19 protein-coding genes are annotated in these 17,247 nt (G+C 48.8%); 12 read left to right on the top strand and 7 right to left on the bottom strand.

The features are described 5' to 3' along the window. Nucleotide 1 precedes the first annotated feature (1 nt). From astE to ves, 3 genes are all read left to right on the top strand, one after another. The gene (gene astE / locus SK36_RS11695; RefSeq protein WP_048221603.1) at nt 2–967 is read left to right on the top strand and encodes a succinylglutamate desuccinylase; all 966 of its coding nucleotides are present in this window, start codon (nt 2–4) and stop codon (nt 965–967) included. Between the two features lie 366 nt (nt 968–1,333). Further along, the gene (spy, locus tag SK36_RS11690; RefSeq protein WP_048221602.1) at nt 1,334–1,819 is read left to right on the top strand and encodes an ATP-independent periplasmic protein-refolding chaperone Spy; all 486 of its coding nucleotides are present in this window, start codon (nt 1,334–1,336) and stop codon (nt 1,817–1,819) included. Nucleotides 1,820–2,161: 342 nt separating this feature from the next. After that, nucleotides 2,162–2,737 (top strand): environmental stress-induced protein Ves, encoded by a 576-nt coding sequence (ves, locus tag SK36_RS11685; RefSeq protein WP_045442055.1) that lies wholly within the window; start codon nt 2,162–2,164, stop codon nt 2,735–2,737. On the opposite strand, the gene cho is transcribed toward ves, so the two are convergent. Both cho and nadE read right to left on the bottom strand, forming a co-directional pair. After that, complete coding sequence (gene cho, locus SK36_RS11680; RefSeq protein WP_048221601.1) at nt 2,697–3,584, bottom strand: excinuclease Cho; 888 nt, start codon at nt 3,582–3,584, stop codon at nt 2,697–2,699. The two genes, ves and cho, sit on opposite strands and share 41 nt — an antisense overlap. A 139-nt stretch (nt 3,585–3,723) precedes the next feature. Then, entirely contained in the window at nt 3,724–4,554 is an 831-nt protein-coding gene (gene nadE / locus SK36_RS11675; protein ID WP_048221600.1) for an ammonia-dependent NAD(+) synthetase, read from the bottom strand. Nucleotides 4,555–4,890: 336 nt separating this feature from the next. On the opposite strand from nadE, the gene osmE reads away from it, so the two are divergent. The 8 genes from osmE to cedA all read left to right on the top strand — a co-directional run bounded on the left by osmE (nt 4,891) and on the right by cedA (nt 11,230). Further along, nucleotides 4,891–5,232 carry an osmotically-inducible lipoprotein OsmE gene (gene osmE, locus SK36_RS11670; RefSeq protein WP_045442064.1) on the top strand — a complete coding sequence of 114 codons (342 nt, stop codon included), beginning with the start codon at nt 4,891–4,893 and terminating at the stop codon, nt 5,230–5,232. Between the two features lie 298 nt (nt 5,233–5,530). Next, nucleotides 5,531–5,851 carry a PTS N,N'-diacetylchitobiose transporter subunit IIB gene (gene chbB, locus SK36_RS11665; protein WP_003832547.1) on the top strand — a complete coding sequence of 107 codons (321 nt, stop codon included), beginning with the start codon at nt 5,531–5,533 and terminating at the stop codon, nt 5,849–5,851. Between the two features lie 86 nt (nt 5,852–5,937). Further along, nucleotides 5,938–7,296 (top strand): PTS N,N'-diacetylchitobiose transporter subunit IIC, encoded by a 1,359-nt coding sequence (gene chbC, locus SK36_RS11660; RefSeq protein WP_045442068.1) that lies wholly within the window; start codon nt 5,938–5,940, stop codon nt 7,294–7,296. Nucleotides 7,297–7,350: 54 nt separating this feature from the next. Further along, complete coding sequence (chbA, locus tag SK36_RS11655) at nt 7,351–7,698, top strand: PTS N,N'-diacetylchitobiose transporter subunit IIA (protein ID WP_045442078.1); 348 nt, start codon at nt 7,351–7,353, stop codon at nt 7,696–7,698. Between the two features lie 10 nt (nt 7,699–7,708). Continuing rightward, nucleotides 7,709–8,551: a transcriptional regulator ChbR gene (gene chbR / locus SK36_RS11650; protein WP_136345518.1), complete on the top strand. Its 843-nt coding sequence runs from the start codon at nt 7,709–7,711 to the stop codon at nt 8,549–8,551. A 122-nt stretch (nt 8,552–8,673) separates the two neighbouring features. Then, on the top strand, nt 8,674–10,029 hold the full coding sequence (locus SK36_RS11645; RefSeq protein ID WP_048221599.1) for a 6-phospho-beta-glucosidase: 1,356 nt from the start codon (nt 8,674–8,676) through the stop codon (nt 10,027–10,029). 12 nt (nt 10,030–10,041) lie between these two features. Continuing rightward, nucleotides 10,042–10,800, top strand: a complete 759-nt coding sequence (gene chbG, locus SK36_RS11640; RefSeq protein WP_045442084.1) for a chitin disaccharide deacetylase — start codon at nt 10,042–10,044, stop codon at nt 10,798–10,800. A 166-nt stretch (nt 10,801–10,966) separates the two neighbouring features. Continuing rightward, the gene (gene cedA, locus SK36_RS11635; protein WP_075261779.1) at nt 10,967–11,230 is read left to right on the top strand and encodes a cell division activator CedA; all 264 of its coding nucleotides are present in this window, start codon (nt 10,967–10,969) and stop codon (nt 11,228–11,230) included. Nucleotides 11,231–11,293: 63 nt separating this feature from the next. Here cedA and tcyP read toward each other — a convergent pair whose 3' ends face one another. The 3 genes from tcyP to hxpB form a co-directional block, all read right to left on the bottom strand. Then, a complete protein-coding gene (gene tcyP, locus SK36_RS11630) occupies nt 11,294–12,685 on the bottom strand; it encodes a cystine/sulfocysteine:cation symporter (protein ID WP_048221597.1) in 1,392 nt (463 codons plus the stop codon). 135 nt (nt 12,686–12,820) lie between these two features. Continuing rightward, complete coding sequence (locus tag SK36_RS11625; RefSeq protein WP_136345517.1) at nt 12,821–13,420, bottom strand: metal-dependent hydrolase; 600 nt, start codon at nt 13,418–13,420, stop codon at nt 12,821–12,823. A 145-nt stretch (nt 13,421–13,565) separates the two neighbouring features. Continuing rightward, on the bottom strand, nt 13,566–14,234 hold the full coding sequence (hxpB, locus tag SK36_RS11620) for a hexitol phosphatase HxpB (protein WP_045442101.1): 669 nt from the start codon (nt 14,232–14,234) through the stop codon (nt 13,566–13,568). A 169-nt stretch (nt 14,235–14,403) separates the two neighbouring features. Between hxpB and SK36_RS11615 the strand changes: the two genes are divergently transcribed. Then, nucleotides 14,404–14,940, top strand: coding sequence for a YniB family protein (locus tag SK36_RS11615; RefSeq protein ID WP_048221596.1), 537 nt, complete (start codon nt 14,404–14,406; stop codon nt 14,938–14,940). Between the two features lie 75 nt (nt 14,941–15,015). Here the strand turns inward: SK36_RS11615 and SK36_RS11610 are convergent, their stop codons facing one another. After that, a complete protein-coding gene (locus tag SK36_RS11610; protein ID WP_048221595.1) occupies nt 15,016–15,876 on the bottom strand; it encodes a fructosamine kinase family protein in 861 nt (286 codons plus the stop codon). A 270-nt stretch (nt 15,877–16,146) separates the two neighbouring features. Further along, complete coding sequence (gene pfkB / locus SK36_RS11605) at nt 16,147–17,076, bottom strand: 6-phosphofructokinase II (RefSeq protein ID WP_048221594.1); 930 nt, start codon at nt 17,074–17,076, stop codon at nt 16,147–16,149. Nucleotides 17,077–17,247 lie beyond the last annotated feature (171 nt).

The following is a 17,247-nucleotide window of genomic DNA, read 5'->3' as shown; positions in this document are numbered from 1 at the left end:
TATGGAAAATTTTCTTGCCCTGACGCTCGCGGGTACTGCGCCGGATACTATCCAGGGTAAAGCACATGGTTTTAACTGGCAGTGGCGCGGACATGGCATTCTGGAACTTACGCCTCTTGCTCCGGTTGAACGTTCGCTGGTGCTTTCCGCTGGTATACATGGCAATGAAACTGCACCGGTAGAAATGCTTGATGTGTTGTTGTCAGGATTGTTTAGCGGCAAGCTGACTTTAACCTGGCGAATGTTGGTGATACTGGGTAATCCGCAGGCGCTGACTGCGGGTAAGCGCTATTGTCATAGCGATCTGAATCGCATGTTTGGCGGTCGATGGCAGATATTTGCCGCAAGTGGTGAAACGCTGCGAGCCCGTGAGCTGGAGCTGTGTCTGGAGGATTTTTATTCACGTGCAACAGAGACGGTGCGTTGGCATCTGGATCTCCATACCGCTATTCGTGGTTCACATCATCTGCGCTTCGGTGTATTGCCGCAGCGCAACGTGCCGTGGGACGAAGGGTTTCTGTCCTGGTTGGGGGATGCGGGGCTGGAGGCGCTGGTTTTCCATCAGGCGCCGGGCGGAACGTTCACTCACTTTAGCGGGGAGCATTTTGGTGCGCTGGCTTGTACGCTGGAACTGGGTAAAGCATTGCCGTTTGGACAAAACGATCTGACTCAATTTGCGCAGACAGCAGATGCGCTGGCCTGTTTGCTGAAGGGGGAATGTAGTGGTGCAGAGGACACATTCCCGGTGCGCTATCGCGTGGTGTCGCAAATTACACGGCGTAGCGACGATTTTATTTTGCATATGGATAACCAGACGCTGAACTTTACGCCATTCAGGGAGGGGACGTTGCTGGCACAGGATGGCGATGAGCGTTTTATTGTCACCCACGATGTTGAATATGTTCTCTTTCCAAACCCCAATGTGGCTTGTGGCTTACGTGCCGGGTTGATGCTGGAAAGGTTGTGACAGAAATATTTGCCCCAGGAACCAGATAATCAGGTAACTGGGGTAAGCCAGAGCAGCTACAAAAATATAATTTGGAAGATAAAGGATATATTACAGATTATTCCTGGTAAGTTGCTTTCTTAATAATCAGAGTTCAGGTATAGTTCTTCATAATCCTTTCAAAATCATCTTGTTGTAATTTTTTATTTCAACTCTCCGCAATTTATTCTTTTTTTCTTCATAATTGATGAAAGTTTGTTTTTTACACTTTCATTGTTTTACCGTTGCTCTGATTAATTGACGCTAAAGCCGGTAAAGTTAGTCTCGTCAACACGACATCACATTGCATGAGTGTCGTAAGAATAACTGAAAGGAAGGACAGAAATTATGCGTAAACTGACTGCTTTGTTTGTTGCCTCTACCCTGGCGCTGGGCGCCGCGAACCTGGCACATGCTGCTGATACTACAACTGCTGCACCGGCAACTGCCAAACCTATGATGCACCACAACGGTAAGTTTGGCCCACATCACGACATGATGTTTAAAGACCTCAATCTGACCGATGCACAGAAACAACAGATCCGCGACATTATGAAAGGTCAGCGCGATCAGATGAAACGTCCTCCGCTGGAAGAACGCCGTGCAATGCACGATATCATCGCCAGCGATAGCTTCGATAAAGCGAAAGCTGAAGCGCAAATTGCGAAGATGGAAGAACAGCGTAAAGCCAACATGCTGGCGCACATGGAAACCCAGAACAAGATCTACAACATTCTGACGCCGGAACAGAAAAAACAGTTTAATGCCAATTTTGAGAAGCGTCTGACAGAACGTGAAGCGCAGAAAGGTAAAATGACAAAGGCTGCTGAGTAATCGATCAGCGTCTACACTAAATCATTCGCGTTGTGTCTGATACGGCGCGAATAAAAACTCAAGACCGCCGGTCTTGTCCACAACACGTTTAACGAGGTGGGCAGGATCGGCGGTTTTTTCTTTACTGCCTATTGCACCTCGCAACCGACACGCTATTCTCCTGAAGCCCGCGAAAATTCTACCTGGATCAGCGCGTTAATCTTTTTTGCAAAACGCCAGGTTCATCGCTAAGGCAAATCAACTCTGCTGCCGATAACAACAATGTGCAGGGTGAATGATAACTACGATGATTAGGGTGCCTGTGTGCGGCATACTGGCGTACTGCGCCTTTCTGGAGAGATGATGGAATACTTTGATATCCGCAAAATGCCGGTCAATCTTTGGCGTAATGGTGCGGGAGAAACGCGTGAGATTTGTTGTTTTCCGCCTGCAACACGTGATTTCCACTGGCGGGCGAGTATTGCCTCTATTGCCGCGAACGGCGAATTTTCACTTTTCCCTGGGGTCGAACGCGTGATTACGCTGCTGGAAGGGGGGGAAGTCACTCTGGAAGGCGTGAATGCTTTCACGCATACGCTCAAGCAGCATCAACCGTTTACCTTCGCGGGGGACAGGGTGGTAAAAGCCAGGCTGACAGAGGGACAGATGTCGATGGATTTCAATATCATGACGCGTCGTGATGTCTGTCAGGCGAAAGTCAGAGTTGCTGATCGTACTTTTACAACCTTTGGTTCGCGTGGCGGCGTGGTGTTTGTGATTAGCGGAGCCTGGCAACTGGGAGATAAATTGCTGACAGTTGACCAGGGCGCATGCTGGCACGATGGCAAGCACACGTTGCGACTACTAAAAGCGGAAGGGAAGCTGTTATTTAGTGAGATTAACTGGATGCCGGGGCATTCTCCGGATCCAGTTCAATAATTTCATATTGCCCTGACATGACCGGCCGGCAGAGGATTTTATAACCATCATGATCAAAGCCGGCAGGCATGCGTGCCAGCGTTGTGGCCTCATCCAGTGTTGACACAGCGCCGAGCCACAGCCAGTTATTGATGATGTGGTACTGCGTCAGTTCCGCCGTGCTCTCTTTCAGTGCAATTGCACTTTTCCACGGCCAGCAGATTACGCGTAGTCTTTCCAGCGCTTCCTGTAGTCGCAACTGATGCGCGTCGGGACTCTCCTTTCCGCAACATGCTCCGGCGCAGCGTTTAAGCGCTGAACGGAAGCAGGCTCGTCCGCGACTCAGCGGTTCCAGTCCGAGTAAACCGTAGCAAAGCTTCTGTTCATCAGCGAGGCTTTGCAGCGCCTGTAGCGCGGCGCGGCGATGAGCAAACAGGCCGAACAGATGGGGCGTTTGTGAGAAATCAACTTCGCGTGCATAGACAACTTGAACAGTTCGGTCGGTTAATTGCAGGGAACAGAGCTGGCGCGTACGCCGCAGTCGTTTGTTAAACAGGGGTTGTTGCTCTTTGATCAGCCGGGCTTCCAGCAGGAGCGCGCCGATTTCCCCGGCTGTACAAATCCAGGTAATACGTCGGGACTGGCGCAACATTGCCGCTTCGTCGGCTGTACGCAGATGCGATAACACCCGGCTGCGAATATTCACACTTTTGCCGATATAAAGCGGCATCGTATCGCTATCGCTGTGAAACAGATAAACGCCAGGTACCGCTGGCAGCTCGCGCAGAAACGGGCGCAAGTGCTCGGGGTATTCATAGATTGCTGCTGGTTCAAACGAAAGACGAGGTGCTGATTGACGCCGTACCACTTGTGACTCCGGATGCTGGTTATTCATCCAGTGTAACAAAAGTGTTTCGCTCAAAAAAGAGGCTGGGATGATGTTTCCAGTTCTTGTGCCGGACAGGACATAAATTGTCGCTATCCGGCATCATGCTGGAAGAATTGAGTTACGGTTTTTTCCAGAAGTCGTCAAACACCGTAATTGGTGGGCGACGTTTATGCTCTGTCTTCACATACCAGCCTTCGATTTTATTTGCCACCGCGGCATCCAGTGTTTTCCCTTCCAGGTAATCATCGATGTTGTCGTACGTCACGCCTAATGCGGCTTCATCAGGCAGAGAAGGACGATCGTCCTCGAGATCGGCGGTTGGTGCTTTCTGATAGAGATGCTCAGGGCAACCCAGCGCGGCAAGAAGCTGTTTCCCCTGACGCTTGTTGAGGCGGAAAATAGGGTTAATGTCGGTGCCGCCATCGCCATATTTGGTGAAGAATCCGGTGATAGCTTCTGCCGCGTGATCGGTACCAACGACAACACCGCTGGTCATCCCGGCGATACTGTACTGTGCCTTCATACGTTCACGGGCTTTCTCATTACCTCGCACAAAATCACTTAGTTCGATACCCGCTTCACGTAATGCTTGCTCACTGGCAAGTACCGCGCCCTTTATATTAACGGTTAACACGCGATCCGGCTGGATGAATGCTATCGCATCCTGGCAGTCCTGTTCATCGGCCTGAACGCCGTAAGGCAGACGAACGGCAATAAACTGCAGTGCGTCGTTGCCGGTTTCTTCACGCAGTTCAGAAATCGCCATTTGGCATAATTTTCCGGCCAGGGTTGAGTCCTGGCCACCGCTAATCCCTAACACCAGTGATTTCAGAAAGGGGTAGGTTTGCAGGTACGATTTCAGAAAATCCACGCTGCGGCGAATTTCCTCTTCTGCATTAATGTGCGGTTTGGCGCCAAGCGCCTGGATTATCTCTTGTTGCAGAGTCATTTAACCCCCTCCGAAAAATAAAATGATCAAAAATAATGATGTGTTAAAGCTAACGCGTTGACGCCCAAACGACAAGGGATGCGGCCGGATATAACATCATTTTGTTTTAATAGAATTTTCCGAAAGGGTTTAAGTATCAACTGTCAGCTTGAAAAATGAGTTGTTGTGCTCCAGGCTTATATAACACGCTGAAATATACGGCATCATTCAAATCGTCTCTTTGCTGGCTGCCTTTGCTCACCTCAGTCACTTACTGATGTAAGCTCCTGAAGATTTGCTCAGTTGCCGCTTCGATGTATTTTGAATGATATTGTGTACCAACAAGAGGAAGAAAAAATGAACAAGAATCTAACAGGAATTCTGGGTGCAGCGGCGGTAATGACTATGCTGGCAGGTTGTACGGCCTACGACCGTACGAAAGACCAATTTGTCCAGCCCGTGGTGAAAGATGTGAAGAAAGGGATGAGCCGGGCGCAGGTTGCGCAGATTGCTGGTAAGCCTTCATCTGAAGTGAGCATGATTCATGCGCGTGGAACTTGTCAGACTTACATCCTGGGTCAACGAGATGGTAAAGCTGAGACCTATTTTGTTGCATTGGATGATACTGGACACGTGATTAATTCTGGCTATCAGACATGTGCAGAGTACGACACAGACCCACAGGCGGCGAAGAAGTAACAACTGTATATTGCCTGTGCGTTCTGGAGAACCGGCCATCGCGCCGGTTTTTTTGTCTCTAGCGATCTTAATTATTGTCGCGAATTATTTGCCCGAAATGTGAGGGGTGTCATAACGACAGGTCAAGGAGAAGCAATTTTGTTGGTCAAGGAAATACCATCCTCCAGTGCAATCCCGTATACTCATTTCAGCCACCTAAAAAAGTAATTTAGCTGACGCAAGTTACCCAGAGCATGGATGCAGGTTATGGCTTGCGGACTGTCTGGTTGACAGATAATCGCATATGAGGATCGTTTTTATGGAAAAGAAACACATTTATCTGTTTTGTTCTGCGGGCATGTCGACTTCCTTGCTAGTATCGAAAATGCGCGCGCAGGCTGAAAAATACGAAGTACCGGTTATTATTGAAGCGTTTCCTGAAACGCTGGCCGGAGAAAAAGGTCCCGTGGCCGATGTCGTTTTATTAGGCCCACAAATTGCTTATATGTTACCCGAAATTCAGCGTTTGTTACCAAACAAGCCTGTAGAAGTGATTGACTCGCTGTTGTATGGCAAAGTCGATGGTTTAGGCGTGCTTAAAGCTGCTGTTGCAGCAATTAAAAAAGCCGCAGCAAATTAATTATTTTATTTTAATTTTCCCGTCAAAGAGTTATTTCATTAACATTCACCGCAATTTTTTATTGCGGTATTTAAGGGTATTTTTCTATGAGTAACGCTATTGCTTCACTTGAAAAGGTACTCCTTCCTTTTGCTGTAAAAATTGGAAAGCAGCCACACGTTAATGCAATCAAAAACGGTTTTATTCGTTTAATGCCGTTAACCCTCGCAGGGGCCATGTTTGTATTAATAAATAACGTTTTCCTGAGCTTTGGGGAGGGGTCCTTTTTTTATTCAATGGGCATTCGGCTTGATGCTTCTACTATTGAGAGTCTCAATAGTTTAAAAGGCATTGGTGGAAACGTCTATAACGGTACGCTGGGTATTATGTCATTGATGGCGCCATTCTTTATAGGTATGGCGCTAGCGGAAGAACGCAAAGTCGATTCACTGGCGGCCGGATTGTTATCTGTTGCAGCATTTATGACCGTAACTCCATATAGCGTGGGCGAAGCCTATGCCGTTGGTGCAAACTGGTTGGGTGGTGCGAATATTATATCCGGTATTATTATCGGTTTGGTTGTCGCGGAAATGTTTACCTTTGTTGTCCGTCGTAATTGGGTGATTAAATTACCTGATAGCGTGCCGACATCCGTTTCGCGCTCATTCTCTGCATTGATACCGGGCTTTCTTATCCTCTCCGTTATGGGGATTATTGCCTGGGCGTTGACGACTTTCGGCACGAACTTCCACCAGATCATCATGGACTCAATTTCTACTCCGCTGGCATCACTGGGCAGCGTGGTGGGCTGGGCCTACGTGATTTTTGTCCCGCTGCTGTGGTTCTTTGGTATTCACGGTTCACTGGCGCTGACTGCGTTGGATAGCGGTATCATGACGCCATGGGCGCTGGAAAACATCGCGATTTACCAGCAGTTTGGTTCTGTCGACGCTGCACTGGAAGCCGGTAAAACGTTCCATGTCTGGGCAAAACCAATGCTTGACTCCTATATTTTCCTTGGGGGTAGCGGAGCAACGCTGGGTCTGATTATTGCTATCTTCCTGGCATCCCGCCGTCCGGACTATCGTCAGGTGGCAAAACTGGCACTGCCGTCAGGCATCTTCCAGATTAACGAGCCTATCCTGTTCGGCCTGCCAATTATCATGAACCCGGTGATGTTTATCCCGTTCATTCTGGTTCAACCAATTCTGGCAGCGATTATGTTGGCCGCCTATTACACAGGCATTATTCCACCGGTTACCAATATTGCACCGTGGACCATGCCAACCGGGTTGGGTGCTTTCTTCAACACTAACGGCAGCGTCGCCGCGTTGTTAGTCGCACTGTTCAACCTTGGGATTGCAACGCTGGTGTATCTGCCTTTCGTGGTTGTTGCCAACAAAGCGCAGAACGTTATTGACCAGGAAGAAAGCGAAGAAGATATCGCTAACGCATTGAAATTCTAAATTTAATCCGGCATGTCTACCCGGGCATGCCGGACTGAACCAGAGGAAAAGAGTATGTTGGATATCGAAAACATCGTAGGTACGCCGTCAGAGGCTGAAGAGCTGGAAGAAGTGGTGATGGGACTTATCATCAATTCAGGTCAGGCCCGTAGTCTGGCATATGGCGCGCTCAAAATGGCCAAGCAGGGGGATTTTGAGTCGGCGAAGACGATGATGGAACAGTCTCGCATGGCGCTTAACGAAGCGCATCTCGTACAAACGAAACTGATTGAAGGCGATCAGGGTGAAGGTAAAATGAAGGTCAGCCTGGTTCTGGTTCACGCGCAAGATCATCTGATGACGTCAATGCTGGCGCGCGAACTGATTACAGAACTGATTGAGCTTCACGAGAAGCTGAAATAGTGAGGAGTGCATGATGCAACTACAGATTAACGCACCGGAAATCAAGACCGTCTATGAGCAGCAGCTTTTTAATGGCAAAAATTTCCATGTGTTTATCTATAACAAAACTGAGAGTATCAGTGGACTGCATCAGCACGATTACTACGAATTTACCCTGGTATTAACCGGGCGTTATTATCAGGAAATCAACGGGAAGCGCGTACTGCTCGAACGTGGAGATTTTGTTTTTATCCCTCTGGGATCGCATCACCAAAGTTTCTATGATTTCGGCGCGACACGGATCCTTAACGTCGGTATTAGTAAACGTTTTTTCGAACAGCATTATCATCCTTTATTACCGTTTTGTTTTGTCGCTTCACAGGTGTATCGGGCTAATAACTCATTTCTCACCTACATTGAAACGGTTATTGCATCGTTGAATTTTCGCGAGAGTGGTCTGGATGAATTTGTAGAAGTGGTCACCTTCTATATTATTAATCGGTTACGGCATCATCGTGAAGAGCAAGTGCTGGATGATATTCCACAATGGCTTAAAACCACCGTGGAGACTATGCATGACAAAAGACAGTTTAGTGAAAACGCGCTGGAAAACATGGTTCGCCTGTCCGCAAAGTCTCAGGAGTATCTGACCCGCGCTACCCAGCGTTTTTACAGTAAAACACCTATGCAGATTATTAATGAAATCCGCATTAACTTTGCTAAGAAACAGCTGGAGATGACTAACTACTCGGTAACCGATATTGCATATGAGTCTGGTTACAGCAGTCCTAGCCTGTTTATTAAAACGTTTAAAAAACTGACGTCGTTTACACCTAATAGCTATCGAAAGAAATTAACTGAATTTAATCAGTAAACAATATTCATCAATTACTAATTTTAACGCTTGCCCTAAATAATGCCGGGACTGCCGCGTTATTCCTGACGAACGGGCAGGGCGTAATACACGTCAGTGTTTTTACACTGAAGGGAGAAATTATGAATCAGAAATTAAAAGTCGTCACTATTGGTGGCGGAAGCAGCTACACCCCTGAGTTACTTGAAGGCTTTATTAAGCGTTATCATGAATTGCCGGTTTCTGAACTGTGGCTGGTGGATGTCGATGGTGGAAAAGAGAAGCTGGATATTATTTTTGACCTGTGCCAGCGAATGATCGACAAAGCTGGCGTGCCGATGAAGCTGTATAAAACGCTGGATCGCCGTGAAGCCCTGAAAGACGCTGATTTTGTCACAACACAGCTGCGAGTTGGTCAGTTGAAAGCGCGCGAAAAGGATGAGCGAATTCCGTTAAGTCATGGTTATCTGGGACAGGAAACTAACGGTGCTGGCGGCCTGTTTAAAGGTTTACGTACTATTCCGGTCATTTTTGACATCGTGAAGGATGTGGAGGAACTGTGTCCGAACGCATGGGTGATTAACTTTACTAACCCGGCCGGGATGGTGACTGAAGCGGTTTATCGCCACACTAATTTCAAGAAATTTATTGGCGTGTGTAATATTCCCATCGGCATGAAAATGTTTATCAGCGATGTGCTGGCGCTGAAAGAGAGCGATGATTTATCCATCGATCTGTTTGGCCTGAATCATATGGTCTTTATTAAAGACGTGCTGGTGAATGGGGAGTCGCGTTTTGATGAACTTCTGGACGGCGTGGCTTCTGGTCGGCTTAAAGCCTCTTCGGTGAAGAACATTTTCGATCTGCCGTTTAGCGAAGGACTGATTCGCTCACTGAAACTCTTACCTTGCTCTTACTTGCTGTATTACTTCAAGCCAAAAGAGATGTTGGCGATTGAAATGGGTGAATACTATAAGGGCGGTGCACGTGCTCAGGTGGTGCAGAAAGTCGAGAAACAGCTGTTTGAACTCTACAAAAACCCTGAGCTGAATGTTAAGCCGAAGGAGCTTGAGCAGCGCGGTGGGGCCTATTACTCCGATGCGGCTTGCGAAGTGATTAACGCCATCTACAACGACAAACAGACCGAGCACTATGTCAACATCCCTCATCATGGCCATGTCGATAATATTCCCGCAGACTGGGCGGTTGAAATGACCTGTACGTTGGGACGTAACGGTGCGACACCGCACCCGAGAATTACCCATTTTGACGAGAAAGTCCTCGGCCTTATCTATACCATTAAAGGCTTTGAAGTGGCGGCGAGTCAGGCGGCGCTGAGTGGTGAGATTAATGATGTGCTGTTGGCGCTAAACCTTAGTCCATTAGTACATTCTGACCATGATGCCGAGATTCTGGCTCGGGAATTAATTCTCGCACACGAGAAATGGCTGCCTAACTTTGCCGGTTGTATCGAGAAACTCAAAAGCGAACAACATTAATCGAGGTTGGCTATGGAACGCGTACTGATAGTTAATGCTGATGATTTTGGCCTGAGTAAAGGACAAAACTACGGCATTGTGGAAGCCTGTCGCAATGGTGTTGTGACCTCGACAACGGCGCTGGTCAATGGCGAAGCGATTAACCACGCGGAGCAGCTCAGCCGCGATTTACCCGAACTGGCTGTGGGAATGCACTTTGTTCTGACGCTGGGAAAACCGTTGACGCTTATGCCGGGGTTGACTCGTGACGGGCTTTTGGGGAAATGGATCTGGCAGATGGCTGAGGAAGATACTTTGCCGCTGGATGAAATTTCACAAGAGCTGACCGCTCAGTATCAGCGTTTTATTAACCTGTTTGGGCGGGAGCCGACGCATCTGGATAGTCACCACCATGTGCATATGTTCCCGCAGATCTTCCCAATCGTAGCTAATTTCGCTGCGCAACGGGGCATTGCGCTGCGTATTGATCGCCAGACGGTGATTCAGGCGTCTGACATACCGGTAACGTTGCGTACCACCCAGGGGTTCAGCAGCGAGTTTTATGGCGAAACTATCTCTGAGGCGCTGTTTTTACAGGCTCTGGATGCATCTGCTGAAAGAGGGGAGTCTTCGCTGGAAGTGATGTGTCATCCGGCCTTTATCGATAATATTATTCGGCAAAGCGCCTATTGTTACCCCCGTTTAACTGAACTCGATGTGCTGACGTCTTCGTCATTGAAATATGCTATTGCGGAGCGCGGTTATCGTCTTGGCAGTTTTCTGAACGTGTAATTCCTGAGTTTGCGGCGCTGAGATGCGCCGCACTTTTTTTGTCTATCATTCCAGCCCCGGCAACCTGCCCGTAATCCTCGATTTGCCATTATTTTAGCGAACAAACTGTTTTTACAACGCCCGATAAGAAAATCAGCTAAGATAGCGCTTTTCAGTTTTTTAGAATTTGTCTTTAGTGAAGCAACTGATTATGAAACCTCTTCGCCAACAAAATCGTCCGGTTATCAGCTATGTTCCGCGTGTGGAGCCTGCACCACCTGAACATGCGATCAAAATGGATGCGTTTCGTGACGTATGGATACTGCGCGGGAAATATGTCGCTTTTGTCTTAATGGGGGAGGCGTTTCAACGGTCGCCTACGTTTACAGTGCCGGAGTCGGCACAACGCTGGGCGAACCAGGTTCGCCAGGAAAATGAACTGAGCGATTAACCGGACATAAAAAAACGCCGGAGCATTACTCTCCGGCGGTTTTTTACATTTCAGGCAACAGGGTTAGCGGTGTGCCAGTTCGGCATTATCGTCGTTATCCAGAATCGTTTTATCGGTTTGCTTCAGCCATTGGCTGGTGAGCGTACCGGCGGTCATGGAACCGCTGACGTTCAACGCGGTACGGCCCATATCGATCAGTGGTTCAACGGAGATCAGCAGAGCGACCAGTGTCACCGGCAGGCCCATCGCAGGCAGCACAATCAGCGCGGCAAAGGTTGCGCCACCGCCCACACCAGCCACACCTGCGGAGCTGACGGTGACGATACCTACCAGCGTCGCAATCCATATTGGATCCAGCGGATTAATACCGACAGTCGGTGCAACCATCACGGCCAGCATGGCAGGATACAGGCCGGCACAACCGTTTTGCCCAATCGTTGCGCCAAAAGAAGCCGCAAAGCTTGCAATGGACTCCGGTACACCCAGACGACGAGTTTGTGCTTCAACGTTCAGCGGAATAGACGCGGCGCTGGAACGGCTGGTGAATGCGAAAGTCAGTACAGGCCAGACTTTACGGAAATATTTCAGTGGGCTAACACCGTTAATGCCCAGCAGGATACCGTGAACCACGAACATAATACCCAGGCCGAGATAAGAGGCCACGACAAAGCTACCGAGCTTAATGATGTCCTGCAGGTTTGAACCCGCAACGACTTTGGTCATCAGTGCCAGCACGCCGTACGGCGTCAGTTGCATAACCAGACGAACCAGTTTCATCACCCAGCTTTGCAGGGTATCGATAGCGGTTAATACACGTTCGCCTTTCGGGGCATCATCTTTCAGCAGTTTAAGCGCTGCAACACCGAGGAATGCCGCGAAAATAACCACGCTGATAATCGAGGTCGGGTTAGCACCGGTCAGATCGGCAAACGGGTTTTTCGGGATGAACGACAGCACCAGTTGCGGAACGCTGAGGTCAGCGACTTTGCCAGCATAATTGGTTTCAATGGCGTTCAGACGTGCGGTTTCAGCACCGCCCTGCACCAGACCTTCTGCCGTCAGGCCGAACAGGTTGGTGACCAGCACCCCTACCAGAGCAGCTATCAGCGTGGTAAACAATAACGTTCCGATAGTCAGGAAGCTAATTTTACCCAGTTGGGAAGCGTTATGCAGACGTGCAACGGCGCTAAGGATAGAGGCAAACACCAGCGGCATAACAATCATTTGCAGTAGTTGGACATAGCCATTGCCGACAATGTTGAACCATTGTACGGAATCTTTCAGCACCTGGCTGTCAGAGCCGTAGATGGTGTGCAGGGCAAGGCCAAAAACCACGCCCATGACAAGACCAACCAGTACTTTTTTGGCCAGACTCCACTGTTTGTGACGGGTTTGCGCCAGCAGTAACAGCAGTATGGCGAACACGATAATGTTCGCGATTAATGGAAAGTTCATCCCCGTTCTCCTGATCTTTTTATATATATCACCGTGCTACAGTGATTCTGTTGGCGCAAGATTAGCAGAATCTGTGATGTGCCTCTTATATTCAAATGGAATTGTTTATTCCGAAATGACATTTTGGCTGAATTATTAATCAGCCTGGTGTTTTATAAACCGATTAAATTGCATTTGCAGCGTGTTAATCATCTGCGATGACCAGCGTACGGCACTATTCTCTGGCATTGTTTGTGGCATCCAGATAGACCATGCGAACAGCGCCATGCATAAAAAACGCTCCAGTTGATTACCTTTTTGCGGCACGAGGATCGGCAAGCGAAAGCGCCAACGGCAAGGCCAGAGCAGGGGAACACCAGCGGGCGTCAACATATCCGCCACAATGTGGCTGAGATAACCAAGTACCATCCCTTGTAACGCATCAGCCGGGATTATCCAGGTATCGGGTACTTTCAGATAAAATGTTGTCAACAGGGCAAAGACTGCCAGCAGGCTGTGTGTAAATCCACGGTGGCCAAACGCCCGGGCAATTGGTTTTGATATCCATTTCAGACGCTGACCAAGCAGAGATTTAGGATGATCAATATCGGGCAGCAGGCACGTCAAAATTGCTGAAGGAACAATATGCCACCAGTCACCCTGAGCGAGAACGGGCGTCAGCTCGGCATTTTTGGCAAATACCGCACAGGCTATAGAAAAAAGAAGGTGGCCTTCCGCCGTCATGATAAAACCCAATAAACTGTCAATTCATACAGTATAGGGGTTTTATACAGTAGGCGGAAGAGGTGACGTTGTAACCCTTTGTCACAATTATGCTCTCAGCGTGCGCTGGAACACGATCGACAATCTGCGGGCAATGCTGCCATTGCCCGTTGGATGATTACTCGTGCAGATGCACGGCGGTAAGTTCGGTCAGTGATGTCAGTTTGACGTCGGCAAGAACAAATCGCGGATCGTCCTGATTCTCATGCGCCGGTACGACAATGGAGCGCATTCGTGCCGCTCTGGAGGCGATCATGCCGTTCACGGAGTCTTCCAGTGCCACACAGGATAATGGATCAACGCCCAGCTTGGCTGCGCAGTCGAGGTAAACCTGGGGATGCGGTTTGCTGTAGGGCAGTTTTTCAGCAGAGGCCAGCGCATCGAAGCTGTCGCGGAGATCAAACATTGCCAGCACTTTTTCCAGCATGTGCAGCGGTGAGGCAGACGCAAGCCCAACCAGCAGCCCCTGGGATTTACACAGCGCGACAGCTTCACGTACGCCGGGTAACAGAGGCCGGGTCTCTTCAACCAGCGAAATAGCCCGGGTGATGATACGATCCGTGACTTCCTGGCGTGAGGGGCCGTTCCATGGTTGCTGGGCAAACCAGAGATCAACAACCATGTCGATACGCAATCCCAGTGTATCCGGAAGCTCATGGCGGCGAGTGATATCTACGCCTAAACTTGCGATGACATCCAGTTCGGCCTGATCCCAGAGTGGCTCTGAATCGACCAGTAATCCATCCATATCGAAAATTGCAGCAAGAATTTGACGCGGGGTTGACATCACAACCTCTCCTTTGAGAATTAAACAGCGGGATTAAGAGCGTAACTGAACTCGCTCTAAGCGTTCATTATGGCTAATCCTTTATTATATCGCCTTTAAAGATCAGGCGAAAACAGTTATCAACGGGTAAACTTAGGCCAAAATGACACGTCTTAATCAAGGGGAACTCATGACGTATCAACAAGCTGGACGCATTGCTGTCTTGAAAAGGCTGGTGGGGTGGATAATCTTTATCCCGGCGCTGATTTCAACGCTGGTTTCAGTACTGAAGTTTATGTATGCGCACAGTGAAAAACAGGAAGGCATTAACGCCGTAATGCTCGATTTTGCTCACGTTATGATTGACATGATGCGGGTGAATACACCATTTCTTAATGTGTTTTGGTATAACTCGCCGACGCCAGATTTTCAAAGCGGCATGAACCTCGTTTTCTGGCTAATTTTTATTCTTATCTTTATCGGCCTGGCGTTGCAGGATTCTGGTGCCAGGATGAGCCGCCAGGCGCGCTTTCTGCGTGAAGGCGTTGAAGACCAACTGATTCTGGAACAGGCTAAAGGAAGTGAGGGGCTGTCACGTGAGCAAATTGAATCGCGTATTGTCGTACCGCACCATACGATCTTTCTACAAATCTTCCCGCTCTATATTTTGCCGGTGATTGTCATCGTAATCGGCTATTTCTTCTTTTCGTTACTGGGCTTTTTGTAAGTAATGTCTTATCAGGCCTACAGTTCTGGCGTGGGACTGTAGGCCTGATAAGCAGAGTGCCAACAGGCAATTGTTTTAAGCAGCCAGTAACCGTTCCATCGCTTTCTGCGCGACTACCAGATGCTGACCACCGAACAAAATCGCCCGGTTGAGCAGCGTGTACAACTGGTAGATGGGCTGACGATCCAGAAAATCCAGCGGCAAAGGCGAGACAGACTGATAGCCATCATAAATCTGCGGCGGTTGATCGGTATGTAACGGCAGCATCGCCAGATCGCATTCTCTGTCCCCCCAATAACAGGCGGGATCAAAAATGTAAGGGCCGTTGGGGCCGAGAGCACAGTTTCCTGACCAAAGATCGCCATGTAGCAGCGAGGGCTGCGGCTGATGTGAGGAGAGTCGCTGTTGAACATGTTCTACAATTGCGTCAATGTTACCAAACGCAATGCCTTTTTCAGCGGCCAGTTCCAGTTGCCAGCCAATACGTTGTTCTGCAAAAAAGGTTGACCAGCGACGTTGCCAGGTATTGGGTTGCGGAGTGGTGGAGAGTGCATTATCGAAGTCGAGACCGAACTGCGGTTGATCGCTCCATTCATGCAGATGTGCCAGCTGTTGTCCCAGAATAAAGGCGTTGTGAGCATCAAGTGGGCGCGGAGGAAGGAAATCCATCACCAGAAAACTGTAGTCCCTGTCTGCACCTACCGCCCAGACTTTTGGAACTGAAACAGTATTACTCCGGGAGAGCAGTTCCAGTTGATCGGCTTCCGCCGTAAAGCCGGATAACAGCTCCCTTTCATCGCATTTGACGAAAAAATCGCGCCCCGCATAGCGTAAATGCCATGCGGCGTGGATCTCTCCGCCAGGCAGTTCATTACGCAGCTCGATTTCGCCTTCACCTAATTGCTCGCTTAAAAGACGACTGATTGCCTGCCACATGATGTCTCTCCCCATGTTGTCTGCCAGATCATAAGGTTAGCGCAATAATGCGGAAAAAAAACACGAACTGACGCACACCCTGAACGCGTCATTACTGGAAAGGCACTTAATGTTTGTCGTTCTTCCACACCTCCCTGAGATAGGGCGACTTTCGGCTTCACGTGATTCACTTCTTTGTAATCACGTGATTTTTTATCATAGACGTATAACACGTATGCTGACAGCTTTGTGGGTAAATCCCCCTTATTTTCTATAAGGGGGAGAGGGCTATCATTGAGAAAGATAAGAATATATTTTTTGCGTATCGTTTAAAGAGCACAGTCGCGTGCCCTGATTTAGCGTCGCTGCGCTGCCTGCAGCTACGCCAAAACGAACAATATCCTCAAATGTCGCGTTTTCAGCCAGTTTAAGCGTCATGGCGCCGACCATACTGTCGCCCGCGCCAACGGTACTTTGACTTTTCACCGGAGGCGGAACCACCTGAACGCAGGTTTCACGATCAACGCCTAATGCCCCTTGTGGGCCAAGAGAGACCACTACGCGATGGGCTTTACCACTCTGCACTATCTCCTGTGCGGCTTTACGGACATCATCAGGCTGCGTGAGTTCACGATTAACCAGGGCGCTCAGTTCTTTAAGATTGGGTTTGACCAGTTCGATATTGCCAATAGCTAACGCCGCTGTTAGTGCGTCACCGGAGCTATCAATGATGCAACGGATACCCTGCTTTTGTGCCGTGGTGACCAGTCGGGTTAATTTCTCAAGTTTTACACCGGGGGGCAGGCTACCGCTAATGACCAGTAGCGCACCTGATTCAATTTCCAGTACCTGATCCTGAAGCTGGTGAAATTCGTCATCAGTGAGCGCAGCGCCGGGCATAACAAAACGATATTGTTCGCCGCTGGACTCCACATGGACATGAAGATTTTGTCGGGTCCAGTCTTTGGCTTCTATCGTCGATACTGGAACATTTTCATCAGCGAGTAACGACACCAGGTGTTCACCAGTGGCGCCGCCTGCCGGGAAAATCGCTGTTGCGCTACCGCCAAGATGCGCGATGGCGCGAGCCACATTGATGCCGCCACCACCAGGTTCAAAAACTGGTGAGGTGCAGCGAAGTTTACCTTCGGGGTAGATTTGTGGGGTGATTGTTGCGCTATCGAGAGAGGGCGCGAGTGTTAACGTATAGATACGTACCATCTTTACCTCCTGTTAGGCTGACCTCAGTCTGGCACTTAACGTCACGAAAGTGAAGCAATTAACAACATGATTTATCGCATCTTTATTTAAAACTATCCCTCTATTTATATATAAATAAAATTATGGTTTAAGAACGCTCTTATTCAAAAAATGAAATAAGAATATATTGCT

Source organism: Citrobacter sp. MGH106, assembly GCF_001037495.1.
Classification (GTDB): domain Bacteria; phylum Pseudomonadota; class Gammaproteobacteria; order Enterobacterales; family Enterobacteriaceae; genus Citrobacter; species Citrobacter murliniae.
The sequence above is the reverse complement of the archived record's forward strand: the minus strand, read 5'-3'. Positions and strand labels throughout refer to the sequence as shown.